This window comes from Flintibacter hominis (assembly GCF_014287965.1).
GTDB lineage: Bacteria > Bacillota > Clostridia > Oscillospirales > Oscillospiraceae > Lawsonibacter > Lawsonibacter aceti.
Window position 1 is genome coordinate 1 of the sequence record NZ_JACOPO010000011.1, and the last position, 22,243, is coordinate 22,243.

The 22,243-nt window shown below is 50.6% G+C and carries 22 protein-coding genes; 15 read left to right on the forward strand and 7 right to left on the reverse strand.

Annotated features, from left to right (window positions below; translation table 11 throughout):
- The first annotated feature begins 709 nt into the window (after positions 1-709).
- From H8S11_RS12470 to H8S11_RS12535, 14 genes are all read left to right on the forward strand, one after another.
- A complete protein-coding gene (locus H8S11_RS12470) occupies positions 710-1,471 on the forward strand; it encodes an IclR family transcriptional regulator (protein WP_186853347.1) in 762 nt (253 codons plus the stop codon).
- 205 nt (positions 1,472-1,676) lie between these two features.
- A complete protein-coding gene (locus H8S11_RS12475) occupies positions 1,677-2,507 on the forward strand; it encodes an RraA family protein (RefSeq protein ID WP_186853348.1) in 831 nt (276 codons plus the stop codon).
- 44 nt (positions 2,508-2,551) lie between these two features.
- Positions 2,552-3,370 carry an RraA family protein gene (locus H8S11_RS12480; RefSeq protein WP_186853349.1) on the forward strand — a complete coding sequence of 273 codons (819 nt, stop codon included), beginning with the start codon at positions 2,552-2,554 and terminating at the stop codon, positions 3,368-3,370.
- 23 nt (positions 3,371-3,393) lie between these two features.
- Positions 3,394-4,434, forward strand: coding sequence for a tripartite tricarboxylate transporter substrate binding protein (locus tag H8S11_RS12485; RefSeq protein WP_186853350.1), 1,041 nt, complete (start codon positions 3,394-3,396; stop codon positions 4,432-4,434).
- A 113-nt stretch (positions 4,435-4,547) separates the two neighbouring features.
- Positions 4,548-4,970, forward strand: a complete 423-nt coding sequence (locus H8S11_RS12490; RefSeq protein ID WP_186853351.1) for a tripartite tricarboxylate transporter TctB family protein — start codon at positions 4,548-4,550, stop codon at positions 4,968-4,970.
- An 11-nt stretch (positions 4,971-4,981) separates the two neighbouring features.
- Complete coding sequence (locus H8S11_RS12495) at positions 4,982-6,484, forward strand: tripartite tricarboxylate transporter permease (protein WP_186853352.1); 1,503 nt, start codon at positions 4,982-4,984, stop codon at positions 6,482-6,484.
- 1,204 nt (positions 6,485-7,688) lie between these two features.
- A complete protein-coding gene (locus tag H8S11_RS12500; protein ID WP_186853353.1) occupies positions 7,689-8,477 on the forward strand; it encodes an IclR family transcriptional regulator in 789 nt (262 codons plus the stop codon).
- 315 nt (positions 8,478-8,792) lie between these two features.
- Positions 8,793-10,481 (forward strand): nitrilase-related carbon-nitrogen hydrolase, encoded by a 1,689-nt coding sequence (locus H8S11_RS12505; protein WP_186853354.1) that lies wholly within the window; start codon positions 8,793-8,795, stop codon positions 10,479-10,481.
- Positions 10,482-10,499: 18 nt separating this feature from the next.
- Positions 10,500-11,813, forward strand: coding sequence for a cytosine permease (locus tag H8S11_RS12510; RefSeq protein WP_186853355.1), 1,314 nt, complete (start codon positions 10,500-10,502; stop codon positions 11,811-11,813).
- 44 nt (positions 11,814-11,857) lie between these two features.
- Positions 11,858-12,943: an S-methyl thiohydantoin desulfurase family protein gene (locus H8S11_RS12515; RefSeq protein WP_186853356.1), complete on the forward strand. Its 1,086-nt coding sequence runs from the start codon at positions 11,858-11,860 to the stop codon at positions 12,941-12,943.
- Between the two features lie 109 nt (positions 12,944-13,052).
- Positions 13,053-13,724, forward strand: a complete 672-nt coding sequence (locus tag H8S11_RS12520) for an AroM family protein (protein WP_186853357.1) — start codon at positions 13,053-13,055, stop codon at positions 13,722-13,724.
- Between the two features lie 12 nt (positions 13,725-13,736).
- Positions 13,737-14,678: an aminopeptidase gene (locus H8S11_RS12525; protein WP_186853358.1), complete on the forward strand. Its 942-nt coding sequence runs from the start codon at positions 13,737-13,739 to the stop codon at positions 14,676-14,678.
- 15 nt (positions 14,679-14,693) lie between these two features.
- Positions 14,694-15,554, forward strand: coding sequence for a hypothetical protein (locus H8S11_RS12530; RefSeq protein WP_186853359.1), 861 nt, complete (start codon positions 14,694-14,696; stop codon positions 15,552-15,554).
- Positions 15,551-16,219 (forward strand): aspartate/glutamate racemase family protein, encoded by a 669-nt coding sequence (locus tag H8S11_RS12535; protein ID WP_262670027.1) that lies wholly within the window; start codon positions 15,551-15,553, stop codon positions 16,217-16,219. The genes H8S11_RS12530 and H8S11_RS12535 overlap by 4 nt, the downstream gene beginning before the upstream one ends.
- 225 nt (positions 16,220-16,444) lie before the next feature.
- Here H8S11_RS12535 and H8S11_RS12540 read toward each other — a convergent pair whose 3' ends face one another.
- From H8S11_RS12540 to H8S11_RS12565, 7 genes are all read right to left on the reverse strand, one after another.
- Positions 16,445-16,909 carry a hypothetical protein gene (locus tag H8S11_RS12540; protein ID WP_186853360.1) on the reverse strand — a complete coding sequence of 155 codons (465 nt, stop codon included), beginning with the start codon at positions 16,907-16,909 and terminating at the stop codon, positions 16,445-16,447.
- 51 nt (positions 16,910-16,960) lie between these two features.
- Positions 16,961-17,125, reverse strand: a complete 165-nt coding sequence (locus H8S11_RS12545) for a hypothetical protein (protein WP_186853361.1) — start codon at positions 17,123-17,125, stop codon at positions 16,961-16,963.
- A 72-nt stretch (positions 17,126-17,197) separates the two neighbouring features.
- Positions 17,198-17,407 (reverse strand): tautomerase family protein, encoded by a 210-nt coding sequence (locus tag H8S11_RS12550; protein ID WP_186853362.1) that lies wholly within the window; start codon positions 17,405-17,407, stop codon positions 17,198-17,200.
- On the reverse strand, positions 17,388-17,795 hold the full coding sequence (locus tag H8S11_RS12555; RefSeq protein WP_186853363.1) for a tautomerase family protein: 408 nt from the start codon (positions 17,793-17,795) through the stop codon (positions 17,388-17,390). Before H8S11_RS12555 ends, H8S11_RS12550 begins: the two co-directional genes overlap by 20 nt.
- Before the next feature lie 28 nt (positions 17,796-17,823).
- Positions 17,824-17,949 carry a hypothetical protein gene (locus H8S11_RS14110; protein ID WP_279287590.1) on the reverse strand — a complete coding sequence of 42 codons (126 nt, stop codon included), beginning with the start codon at positions 17,947-17,949 and terminating at the stop codon, positions 17,824-17,826.
- 656 nt (positions 17,950-18,605) lie between these two features.
- Positions 18,606-19,805, reverse strand: coding sequence for a sodium/glutamate symporter (gene gltS / locus H8S11_RS12560; protein WP_186853364.1), 1,200 nt, complete (start codon positions 19,803-19,805; stop codon positions 18,606-18,608).
- An 83-nt stretch (positions 19,806-19,888) separates the two neighbouring features.
- Positions 19,889-21,130 carry an NAD/NADP octopine/nopaline dehydrogenase family protein gene (locus H8S11_RS12565; RefSeq protein ID WP_186853365.1) on the reverse strand — a complete coding sequence of 414 codons (1,242 nt, stop codon included), beginning with the start codon at positions 21,128-21,130 and terminating at the stop codon, positions 19,889-19,891.
- Between the two features lie 150 nt (positions 21,131-21,280).
- Between H8S11_RS12565 and H8S11_RS12570 the strand changes: the two genes are divergently transcribed.
- The gene (locus tag H8S11_RS12570; RefSeq protein WP_186853366.1) at positions 21,281-22,168 is read left to right on the forward strand and encodes a LysR family transcriptional regulator; all 888 of its coding nucleotides are present in this window, start codon (positions 21,281-21,283) and stop codon (positions 22,166-22,168) included.
- Positions 22,169-22,243: the final 75 nt, after the last annotated feature.

Consider the following 22,243-nt stretch of genomic DNA (forward strand, 5'->3'; position numbering starts at 1 on the left):
ATGGCCTGCAGCCTGACCAACTGCCTGACTGGATGAAGAAGCGGGGCATCAAGAAGTAATATCGCTGACTTTTAGGGCCGCCTCGGTCGTCACACGCGACGGCCGGGCGGCCCGCCCCTATATATAGCCTCTTTTGTGTCTCAATCATGCTTTTAGGATTTCAGCGGCCCCATTCCCATTAAGGACTTCGCTTGATTCTAGGTATGAGGGAAAGGCGCAAATTATCAAGGAAGAAAAGACTATGCTCCCACCTGGGAAACAGACATAAATCAGTCTCACTCCAGGGCCCAAAGCGGTATGGACCGCGAAATTCCTCCATCATTCTCTTTCTGTTCTGCGGCAACATCCTGTTCACCGCTGGCATAGCCATGCCTCGTAGACGTTGTATATACAAAAGTGTAGTCCTTACTGTAAGAAAAACTACAAACAAAATTCAATCATGAGCTGTGCCGCAGGGGTCCCCCATTATGGCACAGTTCTTTAATTTTTATAAAAACTGGTCAAAAGCTGGAGGTCGTGTAAGCCCCGTTTTATCTCTGGCTTTTCTGGATCTGGAGCAGGTAATAAGTAGAAAATTGAGTCGGGTATAAATTAAAACGCCCCACTTGGCAAAACATGGTTGCCCTGCAATTTTAATTTGCCAACCGGTAATTGACATGCGTTGAGACCCCCGCTACAATAGCAAAAGAACGAGAGGGAGGGATACTATATGACATCTGGTGAAAAAACCGTTTCACTGTTGAAATTACTTGGGCAGGCTCCCTATGTCCACAGTGTTACTGAACTGGGAGAAAAAATTGGATGCACAAAGAGCGGAACATGCAAACTATTAGCGGCCCTGGTAAAAAGCGGATTGGCTACCCAAACTGTAGATCGAAAATACACTCTGGGACCGGTGGTATATATTTTAGGAAAAACTTATGAGGATCACATCGGCTTATCCAAAATGGTTAAGCCGTATTTGGTGCGGCTACGTGATCTCACCGGGGAGAACGCCTCCTTCAGTATGTTGGTTGACGGAAAGGCCAACCTGGTCTACCGGGAGGAGAGTCTCCAAGCCGTCCGGGTGGCTGGCAGTGTGGGGCAAGAACGCCCCCTGTATGCCGGTGCCAACGGGAAGGTCTTGGGGGCCTTTCAGAGCGACGAGGTCATCCGTCGCCGTCTGATGGAGGAACCCATTACACCACTGACTGAGCGCACTATTATTTCTCCAGATGAGCTTTTGAAGGAGTACGCTAAAATTCGCGCACAGGGATATGCCATCAGCGATGGGGAATTGAGTATTGAGACCATCGGCATCAGCGCCCCCATTCGGGATGAGTCCGGGACCGTCTGGGCGGCTATCTCCATCGGCGCTCCCCGACTGCGGGTGGATCAGACCAAACTAGAACGGTACATCTTTTTAGTCAAGGAAATCGCAAAGGAGATGTCCAAGGATCTGAGCAGCGGCGCCATTGGAAATTCACTGTGACAACGCAGGAAACATCCCCGTACTCATTTTCCTATTAGGAAACAGTATCGGGGATTTTATTAAAAATCGTCCAATATAAATGTGGAATATTGATGAATTTTCTTTGATTTTCTTGTATATATTGAATATTTTTCTTTCTTATGATATCCTATATTCAGAAAATAAGTTTCCTATTTAGAAATATCATTAAGAAGGAGTATAGGTTATGGATATCACACAAGTGGAAAAGGCTAATGAAGAGGTTGCCGCCCTGCGCGCCCAGCGCGACAAGGATTACGCAGAGTACGAGGCAGCTGGACGAGTCTGGGGTCTGGTCCCCCGGGAGCGGATCACTCGGATCAAATTTCCTCGCGTCAGCAGGCAAATTATCGACGGTTACCTATCCATGGAGGACATGAGCACCACTGTCTCTGATGTACTGGACTCCTACGGGATCGACGGGGCCATCCCCACTTCTTATTTGAAGCCAGTGATTCCCGGCAGCAAAATCTGCGGTCCCGCGGTAACTATTCGGAACATTCCGGTCCGTAAGACACCCACCCAGGGCGCCCACGACCATGACTTCATCGCAATGTCTACCCGGGATATCTACTACCTAGGAGAGCCAGGCGACGTTTTGGTGTCCGACTTTGGCGGTAACCTGGATGTATCCAACATGGGCGGCCAGAGCTGCACCGTTGGCAAAAGCTGCGGCTTTGCCGGCAATATTGTCAACGGTTGCTGCCGGGATGTGTCCTCCATCCGAGAGATGGGTTACCCCGTATTCAGTTGCGGCACCACTCAGATCACCGGAAAGTTCCGCATGGAGTGCATCGAGATGAACGGTCCTGTCACTCTGTGCGGCAAACTGGTCATCCCCGGCGACCTAATGGTGGCGGACGACTCCGGTGTGTGCATCGTCCCTTATGAACTGGCAGAGCCTGTACTAGAGGAGTGCCTAAAGATCGCCGCCTCCGAGGAGCGGATGCGCCAACTGATCGTATCCAAGGCTCCTATTTCTGAATTGCGGCCTCTGTTCCGGGCACGGTATAAATAAGAGCCCATATTTCACTTTGCCGGAAACGGAAAGGAGTTTTTGATATGATAGATCCGAAAGTTGCCGCTGACTATGAAGAATATAAGGCGGCAGGACGTATCTGGGGCGTAATCGACAAGGAGAACATCAAGATGATCAAGTTCCCCCGAGTGCCAAAGGAGATTGTCGATGGCTTCAAGGCACTGGAGGACGACCTGACCGGAACTGTCAGCGACCTTCTGGACGCACTGGGTTACAACAAAGTGATCCCCGCTTCTGTACTGAAGCCCATCGAGCCGGGCCACTTGATTGTTGGCACTGCGGTGACCCTGCGTAGCATCCCCATCGAAAAGACCACTACTAAAGGCCTGATGGACCACGATTTCATCAAAATGGCCTCTCGAGAGGTTAATTATCTGGCAGAACCCGGCGATGTACTGGTGGGTGACGCCGGCGGTATGACGGATATGAGCAGCATGGGTGGTCAATCCTTTGTTTCCGCCAAGATTCGTGGACTGGAGGGTGTGGTCATCGATGGTGCGGTCCGAGATGTTGGCGAAATCCGCAAGTATCAGATGCCCACTTGGTGCCGAGGTGTCACCCCCAAGACAGGCAAGTGCCGTATTGAGGCCATTGAGATCAACGGCCCTGTGGTGCTTGCAGGTGTCCAGATCAATCCTGGCGATCTGATTATCGCTGACGACTCAGGGATCTGTGCCGTACCTCCTCAGCATGCAGCTTATATACTGAAAAAATGCCAGGAAATCCTGCCTGACGAGGAAGTCATGCGGGAACTCATTGAACGGGATGCCCCCATTGCAGAAATTAAAAAGCTCTTCCGCAAGCGCTACACCGACGACGCACCCAGCACCGAGAACACCTAAGTAGTCTTTAGGAGGAATTTGATATGAAAAAGCTTGTTTCTTCCGTTCTGTCTCTCGCCATGCTCCTCTCTCTCGCAGCTTGCTCCGGTGGCGATCACTCCAGCACCTCCGCCGGCGGAAGCACCAGTTCCAACACCGGATCCAGCGCAAACACTTCGGGTGACTCTAGTACAGCTCCACAAGTGGAATTCCCTGAAATCATTACGGTCACTGTCCCCTTCAATGCTGGCAGCAACACCGATATCCAGATGCGCTTTATCCAGCCCTACCTGGAGAAACACCTTGGCGCTACCTTGGTAGTCAACAACGCCGGCGGCGCCTCCGGCGTCATCGGCACCACCGCTTTTGTCTCTCAGGCGGCGGACGGTAGCAACATCCTGTTCAGCCTCCCTACCCCTACTGTCTACCGCCCCGCTAGCGGCGAAACCACCTACACGGTGGACGACTTGATCCCTGTCTCCCGGATCACCGCAGATCCCTTCTATCTGGCAGTTTCCGGAGAGAACGACAAATTCCCTGATGCCCAGTCCGTCCTCACATATATCCAGGAGAACCCCGGCCAGTTCACCTACGCCAATGCCGGTAACGGCGGTATCGCCCATGTGGCCTTTGCTTCTTTCCTGTCAGGCGAGGGGCTGGACGCCCTCAGCGTCCCCTTCACCGGCGGTACCTCCGACTGCTACACGGCGGTGATGGGTGGTCATGTGATGTCTTATGCAGTAAGTGAGTCCGAGCTGACCGGCCGCTCTGACATCCGGCCGGTGATCAATCTGGGCTCCAAGTCCAGCACCCCAGGCTTCGAGGACGTACCCACCCTAGGAGAGCTGGGCTATGAGGGCTATGAGACCAACGCCTTTGCCGGCTTCTACTACATGAAAGGCGTGGATCAGACCTATGTAGATGCCTTTGACGCAGCAGTCAAGGCCACCCTTGAGGACGAGGAATTCCAAGCTGCGGCAGCGGAGTCCAACTTTATGCACAGATATGCTGACCATGAGGAGTTCTCCCAGCAGGTACACAATGCTGCAGAGCTGGCAGTTCCTGTCCTGGAGTCCCTCCAGTAAGCTCTCACGATGCTGGACCGGCCGCGTCCTGTCTGGGGAAGCGGTCCGGTCCAGCTTCATTTTAGACATTCGAGGTGAAACCTTTGAATAAACGAAATTGTATCACCGGAATCTTGGTGCTGGCATTTTTCATTTTATTTTATGTTTACAGTCTTCAGCTCCAGCCCGCAGCGGCCCTTTGGCCCAAGTTTATCTGTGTGACCGGCATGGCTTTGTCTGCCGCTAACATCGTGATTTCCGGTGTGAAGTGGCAAAAAGAGCGGGACCAGGCGACGGTATTTCCTCTAAATTCAGGGCAAATCAAGCGCGGCATCATCCTCGCATTTATCGCCGCGCTCTGGATCTTTGCGATCCCACGGGTTGGCTTTTTGAGCTCTTCCATGTTATTTACTGGAATTACTATTTTAATCTTTGAGCCGGTCAAAGATAAAAAGCATATCGTCCGGGATATCATAGCGACTATCTTTTTCTCTGTTTTCCTGTTCGCCATGTTCTCTCTTCTGGGCATCCGATTCCCCAGAGGGATCCTGATCTGAAGGAGGCGCCCATGACCGAAATTTTAGGCTATATTGCCACCGCATTTTCTCCAGGTAATCTGATTTTTGCCCTTGTCGGCACGATTTTGGGAATCATCGTGGGGGCTCTGCCCGGCTTCACTCCTACCATGGGCATCGCAGTGCTTATCCCGGTAACCTACACCATCGACTCCACTACCGCTCTGGTATTTTTAGGGGCCATCTATTGTGGTTCCATGTTCGGAGGCTCCATCTCCGCTATTTTAATCAATACCCCTGGTACCAGTGCCGCGGCCGCCACCGCCATGGACGGTTATGCCATGACTTTGAAGGGGAAGTCTCACGAAGCTCTGGTGGAGTCCGCAATGTCCTCTTTCTGGGGCGGTATCCTCAGTGTTGTAGCCCTGCTGTTTTTAGCTCCCCCGTTGGCTCGTTTCGCCTTCCAATTCGGCCCCCAAGAGAGGTTCATGATGGCTCTCTTTGGTCTGACCATCATAGCCTCTTTGACCGCCAAAAGCGTACTCAAGGGCTTGATGATGGGTTGTGTTGGTCTGGTTTTGGCCTGTATAGGCATCGACCCTGTCCAGGGCAGCATTCGCTTTACCTTTGGCAGCACTTTTTTCATGGGTGGCATTCAAATGATCCCGGTGGTCATCGGCCTGTTCAGTATGTCCCAGGTGTTCACTTCTTTGAAAGATCCTCTTGAGGTGGCAAGCAAGGACTCTCTGGTGCAGTACAAGAGCAGTAAATTGAAACTAAAAGATATTTTCAAATACCCCAAAATCTATTGGTGGTCTTCTGTCATTGGTCTGATTGTTGGTATTATTCCCGGCACCGGGGGGGATGTGGCCTCCTATGTAGCCCACAACACTGGTCATATGTTTACGAAGGACCCGGATTATGGCAACGGTTCCCGGGAGGGTGTCGCTTGGTGTGAGGCGGCCAACAATGCGGTCACAGGCGGCACTCTGATCCCTACTCTGACTCTAGGTGTCCCTGGCAACGCCACCACAGCAGTGCTACTGTCCGCCCTTACCATCCAGGGCTTAACTCCTGGCTACGGCCTGTTCACCACAGAAAAAGAAATCACCTACCCCTTTATTTGCGCTCTATTTATTGCAAATGTAATGATGGCGGCCATCGGCATCTGGGGCGCTAAATACTTTGCCCGGGTTACTCTAGCCCCCAAAAATATTTTAAACGCCTGCGTGCTGTTCCTTAGCGTTATCGGAACCTATGCTATCCGGGGCAGCGTGGCGGACATTCTGCTCATGCTGGTGTTCGGCGTGATCGGCTATCTCTTGAAGCTATATAAATACAATGTGGTCCCCATTGTACTCGGCTTGATTTTGGGCCCCATCGCTGAAGCCGGTCTATCCCAGGCACTACTTTTAAACAACAATTCCATCTCTGCCGTATTTACCTCTATGGTGACCAGACCAATTTGTATCGTGCTGTTTCTGTGTATGGTAATCTCAGTCAGCTATCCTTATATCTCTCAATACCGCGCCAAGAAAAAGAGCCAGACATCGTAAGTTTTCTTCAAAGCCCATCTCAAACAGGGGAATGCGTCTGATCAAGGGAGGCATTCCCCTGTTTTTTCTATTGGACCGCTGACCCCTACTGTAACTTAGAAGCGGTCATTTGAAAGTTTCAGCGGTCCTATTGTGCAGCATATTCCCCACCAAGTTTACCTCCGACACCGAAACCCATGCAACTACCAAAGCGCAGTACAGGCGGCAGAGATTATGGAGCACATCCTCTCCGGTAGTCTATAGCCCTCTCTTCCCCGGAAAAATTTTCGTACGGCTCAGGAAATTAGTCAGACTAACGCCTCAACAAAATCATCAAGCTAGAAAAGTAATAAAAAGCAGAGAAGCCCCGTTGGAATCAGCTTATTCCAGCGGAGTTTCGGTTGCGGGAGGAGGGACTTGAATCTCCGACCTCCGGGTTATGAATTGCGGTTCGGATATGATTTCTGCTCTGTCGGGGGCTTTTGTACCCTTTCTGCAAGGAGCTTGTGTGCTGTCTGTCTCTGTTTGCTCCATTGGTTCCGTTCTGTCTGACCCTCGTGTATCACAGTTTGGGGCAGGCTAAAACGACCTCATTAAAACCGTGTACCGGCCAGGACTGAAGCCCCCGATCATGGTCGAATAACCTCCTCAACAAACACTTCTATGTGGGAGTCTTTGTAGGCTAGGAGGCATTGAATCTTTTGCATATCGAGTAAAAGAGCTCATACTACAACTGTTCCTCTACACTTGGCAAAACAAAAAACAGAAAAATATGATACGTTCCTGTTGTCTATTCTGAGTCTTTCAAGGGAATCAGGGACTTCTTATGGCACTGTTTTAGGATTTGGATAAAGGAACCAAAAATTTTGCACTAAAGCTGAAGGCGAGATGCAAAATTTTCACCCGTTCAGGATAATCCATAGATCGGTAAAAACTGCGGGCCTAGTTTTTTTGCTGAGTAAGGTGACCGAGCGGCACCTTTAATCCGTATTCTCCGGAATGGACCATATGTCTCTATTAGCGAGAAAGTTGCTGACCTGAAGTAGATGGACATCGCTTTGAAACAGGGCGGATTAGCCGATTCACGCTTGATTCTCATACAGGTAAAGACGAGGTAAAAACCATAAAACAAAAAAGTAAGTAGCAGCAATTTAACCTATCCGGTTGACAGAGGCGAGGAGAATTGGTACACTTTAAACGATTTATCTAATAAAGGTGGTACACCGTGAAAGAAGATTTGGATAAGCGGGATGACATGAGCTATCTGCAGACAGCAGGCCGTGCATTGTCTATCTTAAAAATGTTTCGGCAAGAGAATACCCTGTCTCTTCCTGCTATTGCCAGCGGGCTGGGCGTGGGGAAGACCATTGCATACCGGTTGGTACATACCTTAATGACAGAAGGCTTTTTGGTGCAGGACCCTCTTACTAAGCAGTATTCTTTAGGAGAACAGGTACTTCTGCTTGGTTTTTGTGCAGTGCAGAGGCAGGATGTAAAACGGATTGCCCATGACTTTCTCTGGAATTTTCATGAGCGCACAAAAATCAGCACCTATCTCACCATTCCCTGTGGAAACCAGAGCCTATGTGTGGATCGGGTGGTCTCCGACAGTACCGGGCGTCTGAGCACCGTGTTTGTAGGCGGAGTATATCCACTGTTCTGCGGGGCTACCAACCGGGTACTGCTGGCTTTTGCCTCCCCCCAGTTTCAAAGCGGATATCTGCGCAGCCTGGAACTGCCAGAGGAGGAAATGGCTCAGTTGGCCGAAGATCTGAAGCAAGCGCAAGCCCGCGGCTATGACTTTACCCATAACAGACTTACAGAGGGACTCTTTGCCGTTGGTTTTCCCATCTATAATTCCTCCAATCAGTTGGTAGCTGGCCTGAGTGTGGGTGGAGTGGATGACCCAGCCCGGCCGGATGCAGTGGAGCAATTCGTTCAGCAAGGCCGCCAGCTCGCTGTGGAAATTAACAATCAAATGGGCTCCAATTATTACAGCAATTTGATCTATTGATGATTTTATACTGAAAGATTCAGGAAAATAGCGCAAAAACAAGCCAGGCGGGGAGAAAACAACCCCCGTCTGGCTTGTTACATTTTGACCAAAGCCAATTAAGCAAGCAGAATGTTTCCTGTGTATTTTACCGGCTTCTATCTTGACAAACGCTAAGTGTAGTGCTACTATAATTACAATATTCCATAATAAGATTTTTTATTTCTATTATAGGAATATTTGCAAAAATCGGATGACTATCTTGAGAAAAAATATTCAGTTGAAAGAAGTGGAATCGTCGGGAAGATTCGGGACAATAAAAGGAGGGTAAGGACCATGAAGTACAAGGGAGCGGCAATCCAATTCGACTGTCGTTTCATGGAAAAAGAGAAAAACCTGTCTCAGCTGGCCGGTCTGATACGACAGGCAGCCGGTCAGGGGGCAAAGCTCATAGTTTTGCCCGAAATGTGCGCTACAGGCTATTACTTTGACAGCATGGATCAGGCATCGGAGATGGCGGAGTATGTGATCGGCGGGCGGACGGTAGGGTTACTGGAGGACTTAGCCCGGGAACTGGACTGTTATTTGGTAGCCGGGCTCCCTGAGTCGGAGGGGGATCGACTTTACAACACTGCCGTCCTCGTGGGGCCAGGAGGCCTAATTGGCCGTCACCGGAAAATGCACCATTACACTCCTGACAGCACCTGGGCCAAGACGGGAGATGAGCCGGTAGCTGTATTTGACACCCCCATTGGAGTCGTTGGCATACAGATCTGTATGGATCTAAGCTACCCAGAAGCCTCCAGGTTGAGCCGCCTAATGGGGGCGCAGATTTTATGTTCCCCTATGAATTGGAGTGAGGCATCTGTCCCTTCCAGTATCTGGATAACCCGTGCCAAGGAAAATGGGATGTATGTCATTGCAGCAAACCGACACGGAGAGGAAAAGGGATTTTCCTTCTGCGGTGGAAGCGGTATCATTGGCCCGGACGGCAGGGTACTAGCATGTCACCCCTACGGAAACGGTATTGCTTTGGCCGAGATTGACTTGGATACTCAGACGGATAGGAGTGAGATCCCTCCGCGCCGCCCGGAGCTCTACCGTGAATTGCAGCTGCAGCGCTATCCTTGGTTCCAGAGTCAGTATTATCAGATCTTTGCTCCGCATCCTCTGCTCCAAGGCAGCCTGTTTTCTGTAGCGGTATGCAGCATGGAACCGGAGTACCGGGAGGGACATCTGGCCAATATAAAGCAGGCCATCTGCCAGGCCGGAAAGCGAGGGAACCGCTTGTTGATACTGCCTGAGCTGGTACTAGGAGGCGTTCCCGAAAACCTGAAGCAGGCACAGCGTATCGCTATCCGGGCAGATGATCCAGTGTGGCCGGAACTGTCTGATTTGGCTGTAGAGAACCATGTCGATGTAATCTTGGGCTTTGTTCTGGAGGAGAACGGGAAGCTTTGGAATGCAGCGGAATGTCTGTGTGAGGATGGCTCCCGACACTGTTACCGTAAGAGTCACCTGACTCGCCGGGAGGCACAGTGGGCGGAAGCGGGGGACCAGGCCGGGCTGATTCTTGACCGCCCCTATGGCAGAATCGGCATACTGTTAGGGAGTGAAATTATGGTCATGGAGGTACCCCGGCTGCTGGCCAACAGCGGGTGTGACATTTTTGCTGTCCCGGCGGTTAAAAATCCAAACTGTCTCTCCGGCTGCCCGGAAGCCCAGCAGGCGAGAGAGAATTATCACCCTGCCAGAGTACGTGCCAACGAAAACAATACCTACACAGCCTTTGCCGTCCAAGAGGGAATAAGCGGCATATTTGGACCGGATATGTTTCTTGAGCCCAGAGATGAGGTACTACTCCGAGAGAAAGGCTTCAGGGAAATGAAACTGGATACACGTTTTATTTTGACGGATATACAGGGCCACCCGGCGGTAAACGTAGTCCGAGAAAAACCTATGCTAGGCACTAGACATACCATTTGGTATGACCGGCTGATAGAAAAAACGGATTGTGTGCTGTAACAAAGAAAGGAGATAGCTATGAGTGACAAGCAACATAATGTGAGCACTTCGGTAACCGAGGGTGGTGTGGAAGAACAGGACTATATCTATACTCCCGTTCCCAAAAATAAACGGTACGGCTGGATCAAGATGTTTTTTGTCTGGCTGTGCTGGAATGTGGTGGTGGGAGATCTGGCCACTGGTACAGCACTAGGCTCCAGCATGAACTTTCGGGATGCCCTCATTGCCTTGTCTATCGGCGATATTATCCTAGTGGTAGTCATGATTATGACTGTGTATATCGGGTCCAAAACCGGACTGGCGGCTATGTCCCTAATCCGATTTACTGTGGGCCGGGTAGGAACTTATATTTTCTCGGCGATTATCTGTTTTACTTCCGTGGGCTGGTTCGCCACGCAGTTAGGTTTCTTTGGGCAGATCTGGACCAAGTACATCCCCCTGAGTGTGCCGGTGTTGGCAGTACTGGGGGGAATCATGATGGCCTCCACCGCAATCAAAGGATTTAAAGGAATGGAGAAGTTGAGCACCTTTGCCGCCATCCCCCTGTTACTGTTCATTGTTCTGGCTCTGGTCAACTGTGTACGTCTCATCGGTGTTGATTCTCTGTTCTCCTATAGCCCTACCGGCAATCAAATCGGCGCTATGACCACCGGCGTGACCACGGTCATCGGCAGCTGGGCTGCTGGCATGGCCACCGTGCCCGACTGCGGCCGGTTTGCAAAGACCGATATTGTAAAAATTTCTATTGTATGGGTTAGCGGTCTGTTTTTCGGCCATTTCCTGTTGCCCATCGCCGGCATTGCCGCCGCCCTGCACTTGGAAACGTGGGACTTTGGCGTGGTGTCCGACTACATCGGCGTGCTAGCCACCGGTTCCGGGTTGATTGGTGCTGTACTCATTACCCTGGCAGCCTGGACCACCAATCAGCAGAATCTCTACTCCGCAGCCAATGCCGCCTGCAACATCATTGAAGTAAAGAAAAAGGCCCCCATTACTATTATTTTAGGCGTCATCGGAATTGCTTTGGGCTTCTGTGGCGTAGTGGACTACTTTGTGCCCTATATGACTTGGCTGGGTATCGTGATTCCTCCCATGGCCGCAGTCATGGTGGCTGACTATCTGGTGCTCCCCCTGTTTGGGATCAAGCACGACTATAACTACAACGATATCTCCTATGAAAAGCTCCCTCTTATCAAGTGGCCGTCAGTTCTGGCGTGGGGCTGCGGTGTAGTAGTGGCCATTTTCACCCCAGGTATCCAAGCCGTCAATGGCATGGTGGCTACCGTTGTCCTACACGTAGTATTCAATCTGGTGTCTAACAAAAAACATTGAGTGCAGGGAAATTGTGGAGCAGATAACAGAAAGGAAGAAAAATCATGGAACGCAATGGGATTAAGCTGACCGAGCAACATGTCCGTTGGGCAGCTCTGGGAGGAGCCATTCTGGGCGGCGGTGGAGGAGGATCGGCGGTAACCGGGGCGGAAACCGGCGAGTTGGCTGTGCGGTTTAGCCCCCTGGAGCTGACTCCGCTGGATCAAATCGATCCAGAAACTGTGATTGTCACGGCCTCCATGGTTGGGGCTCCTGCGGCCCAGGAAAAGTTTGTTTCTCCCGCAGATATGATGCGCTGTGTGGAGCTGTTTATCAAGAGCACAGGAATTCGGCCCGGTGGCATCATCACTAACGAAAATGGCGGTGGTTCTACGTTCAACGGTTGGCTGGAGGCATCCGTGCTGGGAATTCCCTTATTGGACGCCCCGTGCAACGGTCGTGCTCACCCTACAGGCGTGATGGGCAGCCTGAATCTTCACCGCGATCCTACCTACGTCACCACTATGACCTGTGTCGGTGGTCGGAAAGAATTGGGACGGTATGTGGAATGCACTGTGACTGGTTCCATCGACCACTGCTCCAAGCTGGTTCGAGCGGCTGCAGTGGAGGCTGGTGGCCTAGTAGCTGTAATCCGCAATCCAGTAAAAGCCTCTCTCCTGCAAAAAAATAGTGCTGTGGGCGGGCTGTCCCAGGCTATTGAGACGGGTCACCGCTATGCTAGGGGTCTGGAGCAGTCTGTACAGGCAGGCGTACAGGAGGTTTGTGAGTTTTTAGGCGGCGAGATCCTAGCTCATGGCCCGGTAGAAGAGTATCAGTTGCGCAGTGAAGGTGGCTTTGATGTGGGTGTTGTCAAGATTTGCGGATATGAGATGTCTTTCTGGAATGAGTACATGACGGTAGACGGGCCGGACGGACAGCGCCGTGGCACTTTCCCTGATTTGATCATGACCTTTGACAGCCAGACTGGCCGACCGACCCCAACCTCTGACCTGAGACTTGGCCAGGAGGTCTACCTAATCCATGTAGGGTATCAACATTTGAAACTGGCCGCCCCCATGTTTGACAAAGATCTGCTAGCCGGAGTGGAAAACATTATTCACCGCCCCATGGTGGAACACGTTCCTTTCTGACAAAAAAATTTGGGGGCAGGAAAAAAGCAATGCTGACCGACCCCCGCTGCCGGATCACTGGCGGCGGGGGTTTTATAGATCGAATAAATATGGGACGGAGGAAGACAAGATGATGAAAGTTGGCGCCATTACCATTGGACAGTCGCCCAGAGAGGACGTAATTCAAGACCTGCTTCCCCTGATGGATGATCGGGTGGAATTAATTCAGGCAGGAGCGTTGGATGGGCTCACCCGAGAGGATATTCGTGCCTTTGCACCGGGGCAGGAGGATTATGTCCTGATCTCACAACTGCAGGATGGGAGCCCCGTAATGTTTGCCGAGCGGTATATCCTACCCAGGTTACAGCAGTGCATCGAACTCCTAGAGGAGCAGGGAGCGGAGCTGATACTGTTTTTGTGCACCGGGGATTTTCCTGACGTGTTTCACTCCAAAGTGCCTCTGATTTTCCCCTGTAAGGTACTCAACGGCCTTGTGCCGGCACTGGCTAGCCGTGGAAAGATTGCTGTTGTGGTTCCCACCCCCCAGCAGGTGGCACAGTCGGAGCAGAAGTGGAAACAATACGTCCAAGAGAGCACTACAATTCCTGCCTCGCCTTACGGAGATCAGGAGGCTCTGGATGAGGCTGCCCGGACCGTATCAGAGCTAGATGTAGATCTAGTAGTGATGGACTGTATTGGCTATCACACTGGAACGAAGGAACGGTTTCAGAAATTATCCAGAAAGCCGGTAATTTTGTCCCGAACCCTAGCGGTTCGCGTCATGATGGAACTACTGTCGTAAGGAGGAAAAAAGATGGAGCTAGTGGAGATCGGAAAAAATATATTGACCAGTTGTATGAATGTTCGGCCAAAGGAGCAGGTACTGGTGGTAACTGACGATGAAAAGTATGCTATTGGCCAGGCGCTGTATCAGGCGGCCAAGGTGTTGGGATCGGAGGCTATGCTGATGACCATGTCTCCTCGGGCAGTGTCGGGTCAGGAGCCACCCGCCGCGGTGGCCGCCGCCATGAAGGCTGCAGATGTGGTCCTTTGCCCTATGAGTACATCCATTACCCACACCCGGGCCAAAATCGAGGCTGCGGCGGCGGGAGCGCGGATTGCCACGATGCCAGGTATCACAAAAGATATGTTTACCAAGGGTGCTATGACTGCTGATTATAGGCGGGTCATGGAGTTCACCGAGCGAGTGGCAGAATTGTTAACTAAGGCCAGCACGGCTCGTATCGAGAAGCAGGGGCGTGTTATGACACTAGATCTCCGGGGCCGGCCCGGCGTATCCAGCCCCGGCATCTATCGAGAGAAAGGGCAGGCGGGAAATCTTCCTTCGGGAGAGGCCTATATTGCTCCAGTAGAGACAGGGGCCAACGGCAGCATGGTGATTGACGGCTCCGTGGTTGGAATTGGTCTGCTAAAAGAACCTCTGGAGGTAGAAGTAAAAAACGGGGTCCTGCAAAGCATTCGGGGCAAAGAAGCGGAAAAATTGGACATCCTTTTGAAAAGCAGAAATAATGCTACATTGTGTGAGTTGGGAATTGGTACCAACTATGCTGCTGGACTGGTTGGCATCATCCTGGAGGACGAAAAGGCCTATCAGACTGTCCATATCGCCTTTGGAACCAATGTGGGATTTGGTGGCAACAATCAGGCAGACTGCCATATCGATGGCATTATTAAAAATCCCACATTATATCTGGATGACAAGTTGGTAATGCTGGACGGAGTATTCCAAATCTGAAGGGATAGTTATGCTATGGAAACAGCCCAGTTTACTCTATGGGGAAGCCAGTGTCAGCAAATGATTGCCCACTGCATTGCAACAAGTGGCATTCTGACCCCCTATCTGGAGCATGGCCAAATTCTATTTAAGGGTTCTTCAACAGTGTCCTGCCTATCTAAACTGGTGACAGGTGACACCCTTCGTATCTGCGGGCGGTGGACAAAAAACGGCATGAAAGGGGCGTTGCATAAGTGCAAAGGGGCTCATTTCATGCTATATCGGCAGGGGAAAGCTCAAAAAGTGGATGATTGTTTGGAGCAGACCATGAAAGGCCTGGGTCCGGAGACACTATTTATTACCGGAGCAAATGCCTTGGATGCTTTTGGTCACGCTGCGTTGCTCATCGGAAGCCCGAGTGGGGGCGGCTATGGCATCTGCATGCCCTATCTATACACAGAGGGTATCCAAACATTAATCCTGTCCAGCGTATTGAAGCTGATTCCGGGCGATTTGACCCAGATCATGGGCCATGTGTCTATGCGGCGTTGTGGATTCTCTTATGGCATGGCCTGCAGTCTTGCCCCTATTCCTGGGGAGATTATAACAGAAATTGAGGCTATTCAATTTTTTGCAAAGGTGCAAGCTCAGATTTTTGCAAAGGGCGGGTTTTTCGGCGCCCAGGATTCAACAGCTATTCAGATTCAGGGAGAGCGGGATCAAGTGGAGCGAGTTCTTACGTTGGTAGAGTATATAAAGACCTTACCAGAGGAACCGCCAGTAGATCACGACAGCCTAGATGAGTGTAATTTTCCTTGCTCGGAGTGCGGATCCCATCACAGTTGCGGATATTCTGGCCGGCAAAATATTTTCCACAAAATTGGGGGAAAAGAGTGAATAAATTGAAAACATATAAAGTGGGCCTGATTCGGGTCTTGACCACAGAAGACGAGGAACTGCTACAGCTGCACGGAAAGCTTATCGAATCCTATTTCCCCATGCTGCAAGTAGTGTCCCGATGCATTCCCGATCAACCAGAGGGAATTCATGATGATGTGACATTTACTTCTGGTGTACCCAAGGTAGTGAAGCTTGCCGTGGAGTTGTGGCAGGAAGGGTGCCAAGCCATTATTGTCAGTTGTGCTGGTGACCCGGGAGTTGCAGAGGCAAAACAGGCAGTGCCTATTCCGGTTATTGGAGGCGGTGCCAGCACTGCCGCACTGAGCACATTTTTTGGCAGCTATCCAGCTGTCCTAGGTATTACTGAAGATGTACCAGAGAGCTACCATCGGATATTGGGTGATCGAATTGTGAACAATGCAAAGGGAGATGGGGTGGAGAATATTTTAGACTTGATGACAGCCAAGGGGTACGAGGCTACTATGGAAAAGGCGGCTGCACAGAAAGCACTGGGGGCTGATGTAATTGCTTTAAGCTGCACTGGAATGTCCAGTATCCAAATTGCCTCATCGATAGAGAAAGCAGTGGGAATTCCTGTTTTAGATCCTGTTATGTGCGAAGGACTATTAACAGTATTTGAATTGCTGCGAAAAGAAATCTAAACTATGCGTCTCTGCCAACCACCTTTCTGCGATTGGATGCCCACACCCGTTGTTTCAGAATCGGTATCACGAGCAGCAAACAGACATATCAAAAATTAGCGCACAACACCGAACGGTATGCTGGCAATTCCCCAGTTTTATTCCTTGTTGGCAATTATGTACCAGACTGTAGCGCTTGGCAGAATCTTCCTTATCAATGGATCAGAGGGCAACTTGGAGCGACTTTCAAGGAATACTGTTGGCGCAGGGCCTTTGACGAGAAAAAACTGTCTGGGCCGCCGCCTCGGGGATAATAAGGTTGATTTTCTCCTTATGTACCACAATGTTCTCCCTCTGTTTCAAAAATTTCACCTTTGAATAGGCACAGAGGTACGACCGCAAAGCCGCACCTCTGTGTCGTGAAATCAAAAAGGGGGATCGTTTAGCCAGCCCAAATCTTTTTATCCGTAGGGATGTATAATCGGGCACTCGATAGGAAATGCGGCTCACGTTCATCAGGTGTGTGTACCACAGATTTTCGCTGATGATGTTGTTGCCCCAGGTACCGCAGCCCAAGGTGGTGGTGGGGTTTAGGCCGTTGTCCATGGCACCGCCCAGAGCAGTGCCACCCACCTGGTTGACCGCATAGCGGGACACATTTACCACGCCGGGGACCGCTTCAATGTGCTTCTGAGTATTAGAGTGGATCACCACACTGTGGTCAGGTTGGCCCGAGCAATTTCCATGGCCTCATCCTAGGTGTCATGCAGGAACAGCGCCAGCATGGGGAATGGGTTGAGACGGGTAATCATTGTTGGTGTTGGGGTTTGAAGCGCTGCTATTCGAACTGGAACCTGGGGAGCAGGCGGTGAGGATTGCCGTCAAGGATGCGGCAAAGGCAAAAGCTTTTACGATTGACTTTCTCATAAATAATCTCCTCTCTTCTCATATCCATACAAAAACTTTCTTTGGTACAGTATCTTCCAAGTGCAAATCGCTTTATTCTTCCAAGGCCTTCTCCATCGGCTTTTTCTCCTCAAACTCCGGCATCTCAGCGGTCATGACTCCGCCCACGATATACCGGTTCCGGGGGAGTTCGTCCACGATGACCCGGACCTGCCTGGGCTTGGCGTCGAAGTTCCGGATCATAATCTCAGAAATCTCCACCATGGTCTTCTCGATGACCTCCTTAGGCTTGCCTTTGGGCATCTGAATGTTGCACATGTAGGGCATCTTGTTTCACCTTCTTTGAAAAATCTTTAGGTTTTCCGTCAATCATCAAATGGGGGCCTTCCCATCTGTCCAGCAGGTGGCATCGAACGTCCCGCTTGCCGCACCCAAGGTTTTCGCTGAGGATCTCCGTCACCCAGTTCATCAGCATGTTCTTGGCCTCCAGGCTACGGCCGGGGCCGCAGTTGAAGACAACTGTGGGGGGCAGATGGCCTCTGCACTTGCCGTCCTCATAGATTTTTTCCGGGTCAGACTCGTAGATCCCGATGCGCACCATGAGGGGCGCAAGAATGTCCGCCGTGGCGGCTGTGATTTCCCGCAGGGACTTCTCCACCGCCAGGTCGTCCAGCCCCTTGGGCATGGACATACGATAAAACGGCGTACTTGGTTCCTCCTTAAAAATCCATCTCGATGGCATTGTATTTGATTTTGCCCTGATAGATGGTAGCCATCGGAGTAAACTTCACCGGACCCGGGTAGGTCAGACCGAAGGCGTCGCAGAACTCGCGCTCCCCGAACACCTATGCCCGCATGACCGCCTCGGCTCAACGGCAGGCGGCGGAGATGATGAAAAACGCCCTCTCCGCCAATCTATAACCTTATTCAACCCAGAAAATTTCCCGTATGGGTCAAAATTTGAAAGCCAAAAATAATCCGCTGGAATCAGGCGATTCCAGCGGATTTCTGGTTGCGGGAGTAGGACTTGAACCTACGTGAGCTACGCTCTGAAGTTCAGTTTGGGCCTTTTCAGCGCTTTCCGGGCCTGTCCCAACCGAAGGCAGGTACTCTCCAAGTCTCTTTGCCCCGTTGCCTCCATTGATTTTTTCCTATTCTGGTTCAAGTTACGGGTCAGAAGATGTCAAGCAACGCAAAAACTTCTATAAAAAAGACAAAGAAAGGATCACAGAACAACCAAAAAATGTTTTATCAAAGCAAGGGCACCAATATCCAGAATAGCTGGTTTTCTCTCTGCTCTATCTAAACTCCAAGCGGCCAGACTGTCAAGAGGGTTTTCGAGGTACGCAGGTCACCAAGAGTCCCTCCTCATTCTCCTTGGTAAAACCTTGTGTGCAATTCTGTACGAAAATGCAAGGGAAAGCACACGGAGACGATGGGCCCCCGCTCGTAGCAACTCTACGGCCTTGGTTTTTGTGTACGTTGGAGGAACATTCTCCGCTCATCCAAGAAGATTCATCAGAGCGGTTAAAATCAATGCATTGACCACATCGATAATCACGGAACCAACGCCTGGCACAACAAAGAACGCAGTGGGCGAAGGTCCCCATTTCTTTGTAAATGCCTGCATATTCGATACTCCATTGGGCATAGCCCCTAAACCAAAACCGCAGAAACCTGTTACCATCACGGCCGCATCATAATCACGACCCAAGATGTAATAGCCCACAAAAATCATAAAGATTGCGATGAACACAACCTGCGTGGCCAGGGTGACGATCATGGGGACCGCCAAATCAATTAGCTGCCACAGTTTCAGAGACATCAGCGCCATAGAAACGAAAAGGGATAAGCTAATATTACCCAGACAATCAATTTCCGGCAGAGGAGTTTCAAATTTTCCGGTGTAGGTGCTGACATTGCGTAGCACCACACCCATGACCATGCCTCCTACATAGGAGGGGAACGTGATGCCCACCATCTTCAGCAGCAAGTAGATAATAGTGCCCACGCCCATACATAAAATGATCTGATTCACTGCGGAAACCATACCTTTGGCACTCAGTGGGATCTCCATTTCATGGGTAGACGCTTGTGTCGGGTCCTCTCGGCGGGCAGCAGCAGTTTCAGCTAATCCGTGACGGCGGACCAGGAAGTTGCCCACAGGACCGCCAACAAGTCCGCCACTGACCAGGCCAAAGGTTGCAGCGGCCAAACCAACTACCAACGCCCCCTCACAGCCATAATTCGTTTCAAATAGAGGAGCAAAGGAACCTGCAGTACCGTGTCCACCGGTCATAGATGCCGAGCCGGTACACAGCCCCAGAAGAAGGTCGATGTCGAACAGCTTGGCCAGTCCAACTCCGATAGCGTTTTGGAAGATTACCAGCAGTGTCAGCAAAACAGTAAACTGAATGGCGCGCTTTCCGTATTTCAGCAATACTTTTACATCGCAGGTAAAGCCGACAGCGGTAAAGAACACCGTCATAAAAACATTTTGTAGGGTGGTGTCCAGTTCGAGCAGAAACATCCCTGACTGGTGGCCGAAAAGGACAACAAGCGAGAACAGGATGCCTCCTACCACAGGGTCAGGAATACACAGCCGATCCAGCACCTTAACGTAGCGCTTGATACCCTTGCCGGCAAAGAGAACGATCACGGCTACGGCCAAAGTTTGTAAAATATCCAAGGGGATTGTCATATGGAATCTCCTTTCATAATACGGTTAAAATCCGAATCTCAATCCCTGTAGCATGAAACGTCGCAGGGATTGAACGATATCGTTCAGACTAGGCGGGTGCCCTCATTTAAGTAGGTTAGCAGGTCCTCCTTGGACATATTGTCAATGCCCAGATAGGCCAAGGTGTAGCGGCTGTCCTGGAAGAAGTTCTTCTTGTGCATGGCGCCGGCCAAGACAATCATGGAGTCGATAATGGGTGTGGGCACGCCGTACTGTACGCCCAAGTCGTGGTAAATTTTGCACCCAATGGGCACATCCTCGGTCATGTAACGGTGATGGATGGTGTTGGGGCCTGTGTTACCCTCGTTGGAGGGCTGATCCAGCGGGAAGACCACGTTGTCGTTGCCGTTCTCGTCTAGGCCCATGTACTCCTGAGTCAGTACGCTGCGGCGGGAGAAGAACATCTCATACTTGTACTCAGGGCAACCCACGCCGATTGCCTTGGCCAAGGCAATTTCTTCGTTATAAAACTGATACTGCACCTCGCAGATAGAGGGGCACAAGCCGTGGGAGTACATAGAGTAGGTGGTCTTATCGTTGCCGCAGAAGATAACGCCCCAGTTCTCCATGGTGGACACGCCCAGCACAGTGGCGGGGACATGAATGACAGGGTTGACGTTTGCAAAGTCAACGTCCAGAATGGTGTTGGCTTTGGAGGGGCCGTCGCCTCGAGTTACGGCATCCATGCAGGGCAGATACTTGGAGGCCTCCAAGAAATCATCGGTGTCCTTCATAGGCAGAGCAGCACCCCGCAACGTGATGGCGCGGTATTTGGCACTTACATGGGGGAACTGAAACTTACCGATGGACTCAATCCGGGTGCCGTAGGGGGCGGAGGACCAACCACCCACGATAACCTTCTTAGCGCAGCCCATTTCCTGCATCAGGCGGCGTAGAAGTAGGCAACCAAAGTTGTCGGCGAAGATATTGATTACCTGACCATCCTCTAGATGGGGAATTAAGGCCCGGAAGGTTGCTTCATGCCCCCAAGAGCCCATAGCAATAACAATATGGCCCACACCCTTTACGGCGGCGGCGATGTCGCTGGTCACCAAGTCGAAGAAGGCCCGCCCAGAGCGCTCAAAGCAGTACTTGTTGCGCTGAACACCGTCCAGAAGGATGCCGGTCTTTTCCACGTCTTTCAGGGAAGTGGCGGCGAAGGGCATAGCGTCATAGAGGCGTACCTCCTTACCAGCCAGTTTCATGTCAGCTGCGCAGGTCTTACCCACGGCGCCCCCGCCCAGTACCGCAATTGGCATATCCTGCAAATACTCCATCTTACTCATATCTTGCCTCATCCTTTCATAAGTTACAATTTTTTTAAAATGGCATCATTATTTTGTTGCAAATTCAATAATATAGTGCTAATATTAATTTGTAAAACGAATAGTTTAGATGAAGTTCATTCGATTTTTCGATTAAATAGAGGATAGCTTATGGATGAGCGTACACTTCGTGCATTTACAAAAGTAGCGGATCTAAAGAGTTTCACAAAGGCTGCAACCGAGCTCGGCTATGTGCAATCTACCATCAGCAATCAAATCAAGCAGTTAGAATGCGAGCTGGGATTTCCGTTATTTGACCGAATTGATAAAAAAATTTACCTGACCTCCCTCGGTCAGGAATTCCGTTCCTATGCTGATTCGATTTTAGAAAATATACATCGATCTGTCATGTTAGGAAAATCGGACAAAGAAATACACGGTGTCATTCGTGTGGGCGTTTTGGAATCGCTGTTATTCAGCACATTGGTCAACATATTGCCGCATTATGCCAGCCAATGGCCCAATATTGAGATTCAAATTAAAATGGGTCGGACAAAGGACCTCCAAGAGTGGCTCAGGCTAAACCAATTAGATATGGTTTACCTGTCTGACGACTTAAATTCTGATCCGGATTTTTTCTGTGCTTATCAGCATAAGGAGACACTGGCTTTTGTATCCAGTCCCAACCACGAATTGGCCGGTCGTGAGCAGATAGCCTTGGAAGATTTTTTCTCGTACCCCCTGGTCGTGACAGAGCGATCCGGCATCGTTTACCGAAAACTGCAACGCCTTGCATATTCTTACGGGATGCTGCCTAAGAATTCACTGGTGGTGGACAATACAAAGGCGATTGCCGAAATATTAAAAAACAGTGAGGGGTTGACTTTCCTTCCCGAATATTCAGTCAGGCGTGATATAGAGAGCAACACTCTGGTCAAGTTGAACGTCAGCGTTGCACCGCAAATTTATTTCAGCCAAATCATCTACCACCGCGGAAAGTGGGTGGCATCCTTTATGAAGGGTTTTATAGATCTGATCCGAAAGCAGCATACACTTTAACCGTATTTTATGCTCAGTTCGTTTTTCCGTTTTGTGGACCGTATGAGCCTTTGCGATCTCTGCCCCGTAAGAGCA

Bases quoted from the DNA above. Each gene is read 5' to 3' on its own strand.
- H8S11_RS12470 (WP_186853347.1), top strand. From the start codon at position 710: ATGACATCTGGTGAAAAAACCGTTTCACTGTTGAAATTACTTGGGCAG.
- H8S11_RS12475 (WP_186853348.1), top strand. From the start codon at position 1,677: ATGGATATCACACAAGTGGAAAAGGCTAATGAAGAGGTTGCCGCCCTG.
- H8S11_RS12480 (WP_186853349.1), top strand. From the start codon at position 2,552: ATGATAGATCCGAAAGTTGCCGCTGACTATGAAGAATATAAGGCGGCA.
- H8S11_RS12485 (WP_186853350.1), top strand. From the start codon at position 3,394: ATGAAAAAGCTTGTTTCTTCCGTTCTGTCTCTCGCCATGCTCCTCTCT.
- H8S11_RS12495 (WP_186853352.1), top strand. From the start codon at position 4,982: ATGACCGAAATTTTAGGCTATATTGCCACCGCATTTTCTCCAGGTAAT.
- H8S11_RS12505 (WP_186853354.1), top strand. From the start codon at position 8,793: ATGAAGTACAAGGGAGCGGCAATCCAATTCGACTGTCGTTTCATGGAA.
- H8S11_RS12510 (WP_186853355.1), top strand. From the start codon at position 10,500: ATGAGTGACAAGCAACATAATGTGAGCACTTCGGTAACCGAGGGTGGT.
- H8S11_RS12515 (WP_186853356.1), top strand. From the start codon at position 11,858: ATGGAACGCAATGGGATTAAGCTGACCGAGCAACATGTCCGTTGGGCA.
- H8S11_RS12520 (WP_186853357.1), top strand. From the start codon at position 13,053: ATGATGAAAGTTGGCGCCATTACCATTGGACAGTCGCCCAGAGAGGAC.
- H8S11_RS12525 (WP_186853358.1), top strand. From the start codon at position 13,737: ATGGAGCTAGTGGAGATCGGAAAAAATATATTGACCAGTTGTATGAAT.
- H8S11_RS12530 (WP_186853359.1), top strand. From the start codon at position 14,694: ATGGAAACAGCCCAGTTTACTCTATGGGGAAGCCAGTGTCAGCAAATG.
- H8S11_RS12545 (WP_186853361.1), bottom strand. From the start codon at position 17,125: ATGAGAAAGTCAATCGTAAAAGCTTTTGCCTTTGCCGCATCCTTGACG.
- H8S11_RS12550 (WP_186853362.1), bottom strand. From the start codon at position 17,407: ATGCCCAAAGGCAAGCCTAAGGAGGTCATCGAGAAGACCATGGTGGAG.
- H8S11_RS12555 (WP_186853363.1), bottom strand. From the start codon at position 17,795: ATGTCCATGCCCAAGGGGCTGGACGACCTGGCGGTGGAGAAGTCCCTG.
- gltS (WP_186853364.1), bottom strand. From the start codon at position 19,805: ATGACAATCCCCTTGGATATTTTACAAACTTTGGCCGTAGCCGTGATC.
- H8S11_RS12565 (WP_186853365.1), bottom strand. From the start codon at position 21,130: ATGAGTAAGATGGAGTATTTGCAGGATATGCCAATTGCGGTACTGGGC.
- H8S11_RS12570 (WP_186853366.1), top strand. From the start codon at position 21,281: ATGGATGAGCGTACACTTCGTGCATTTACAAAAGTAGCGGATCTAAAG.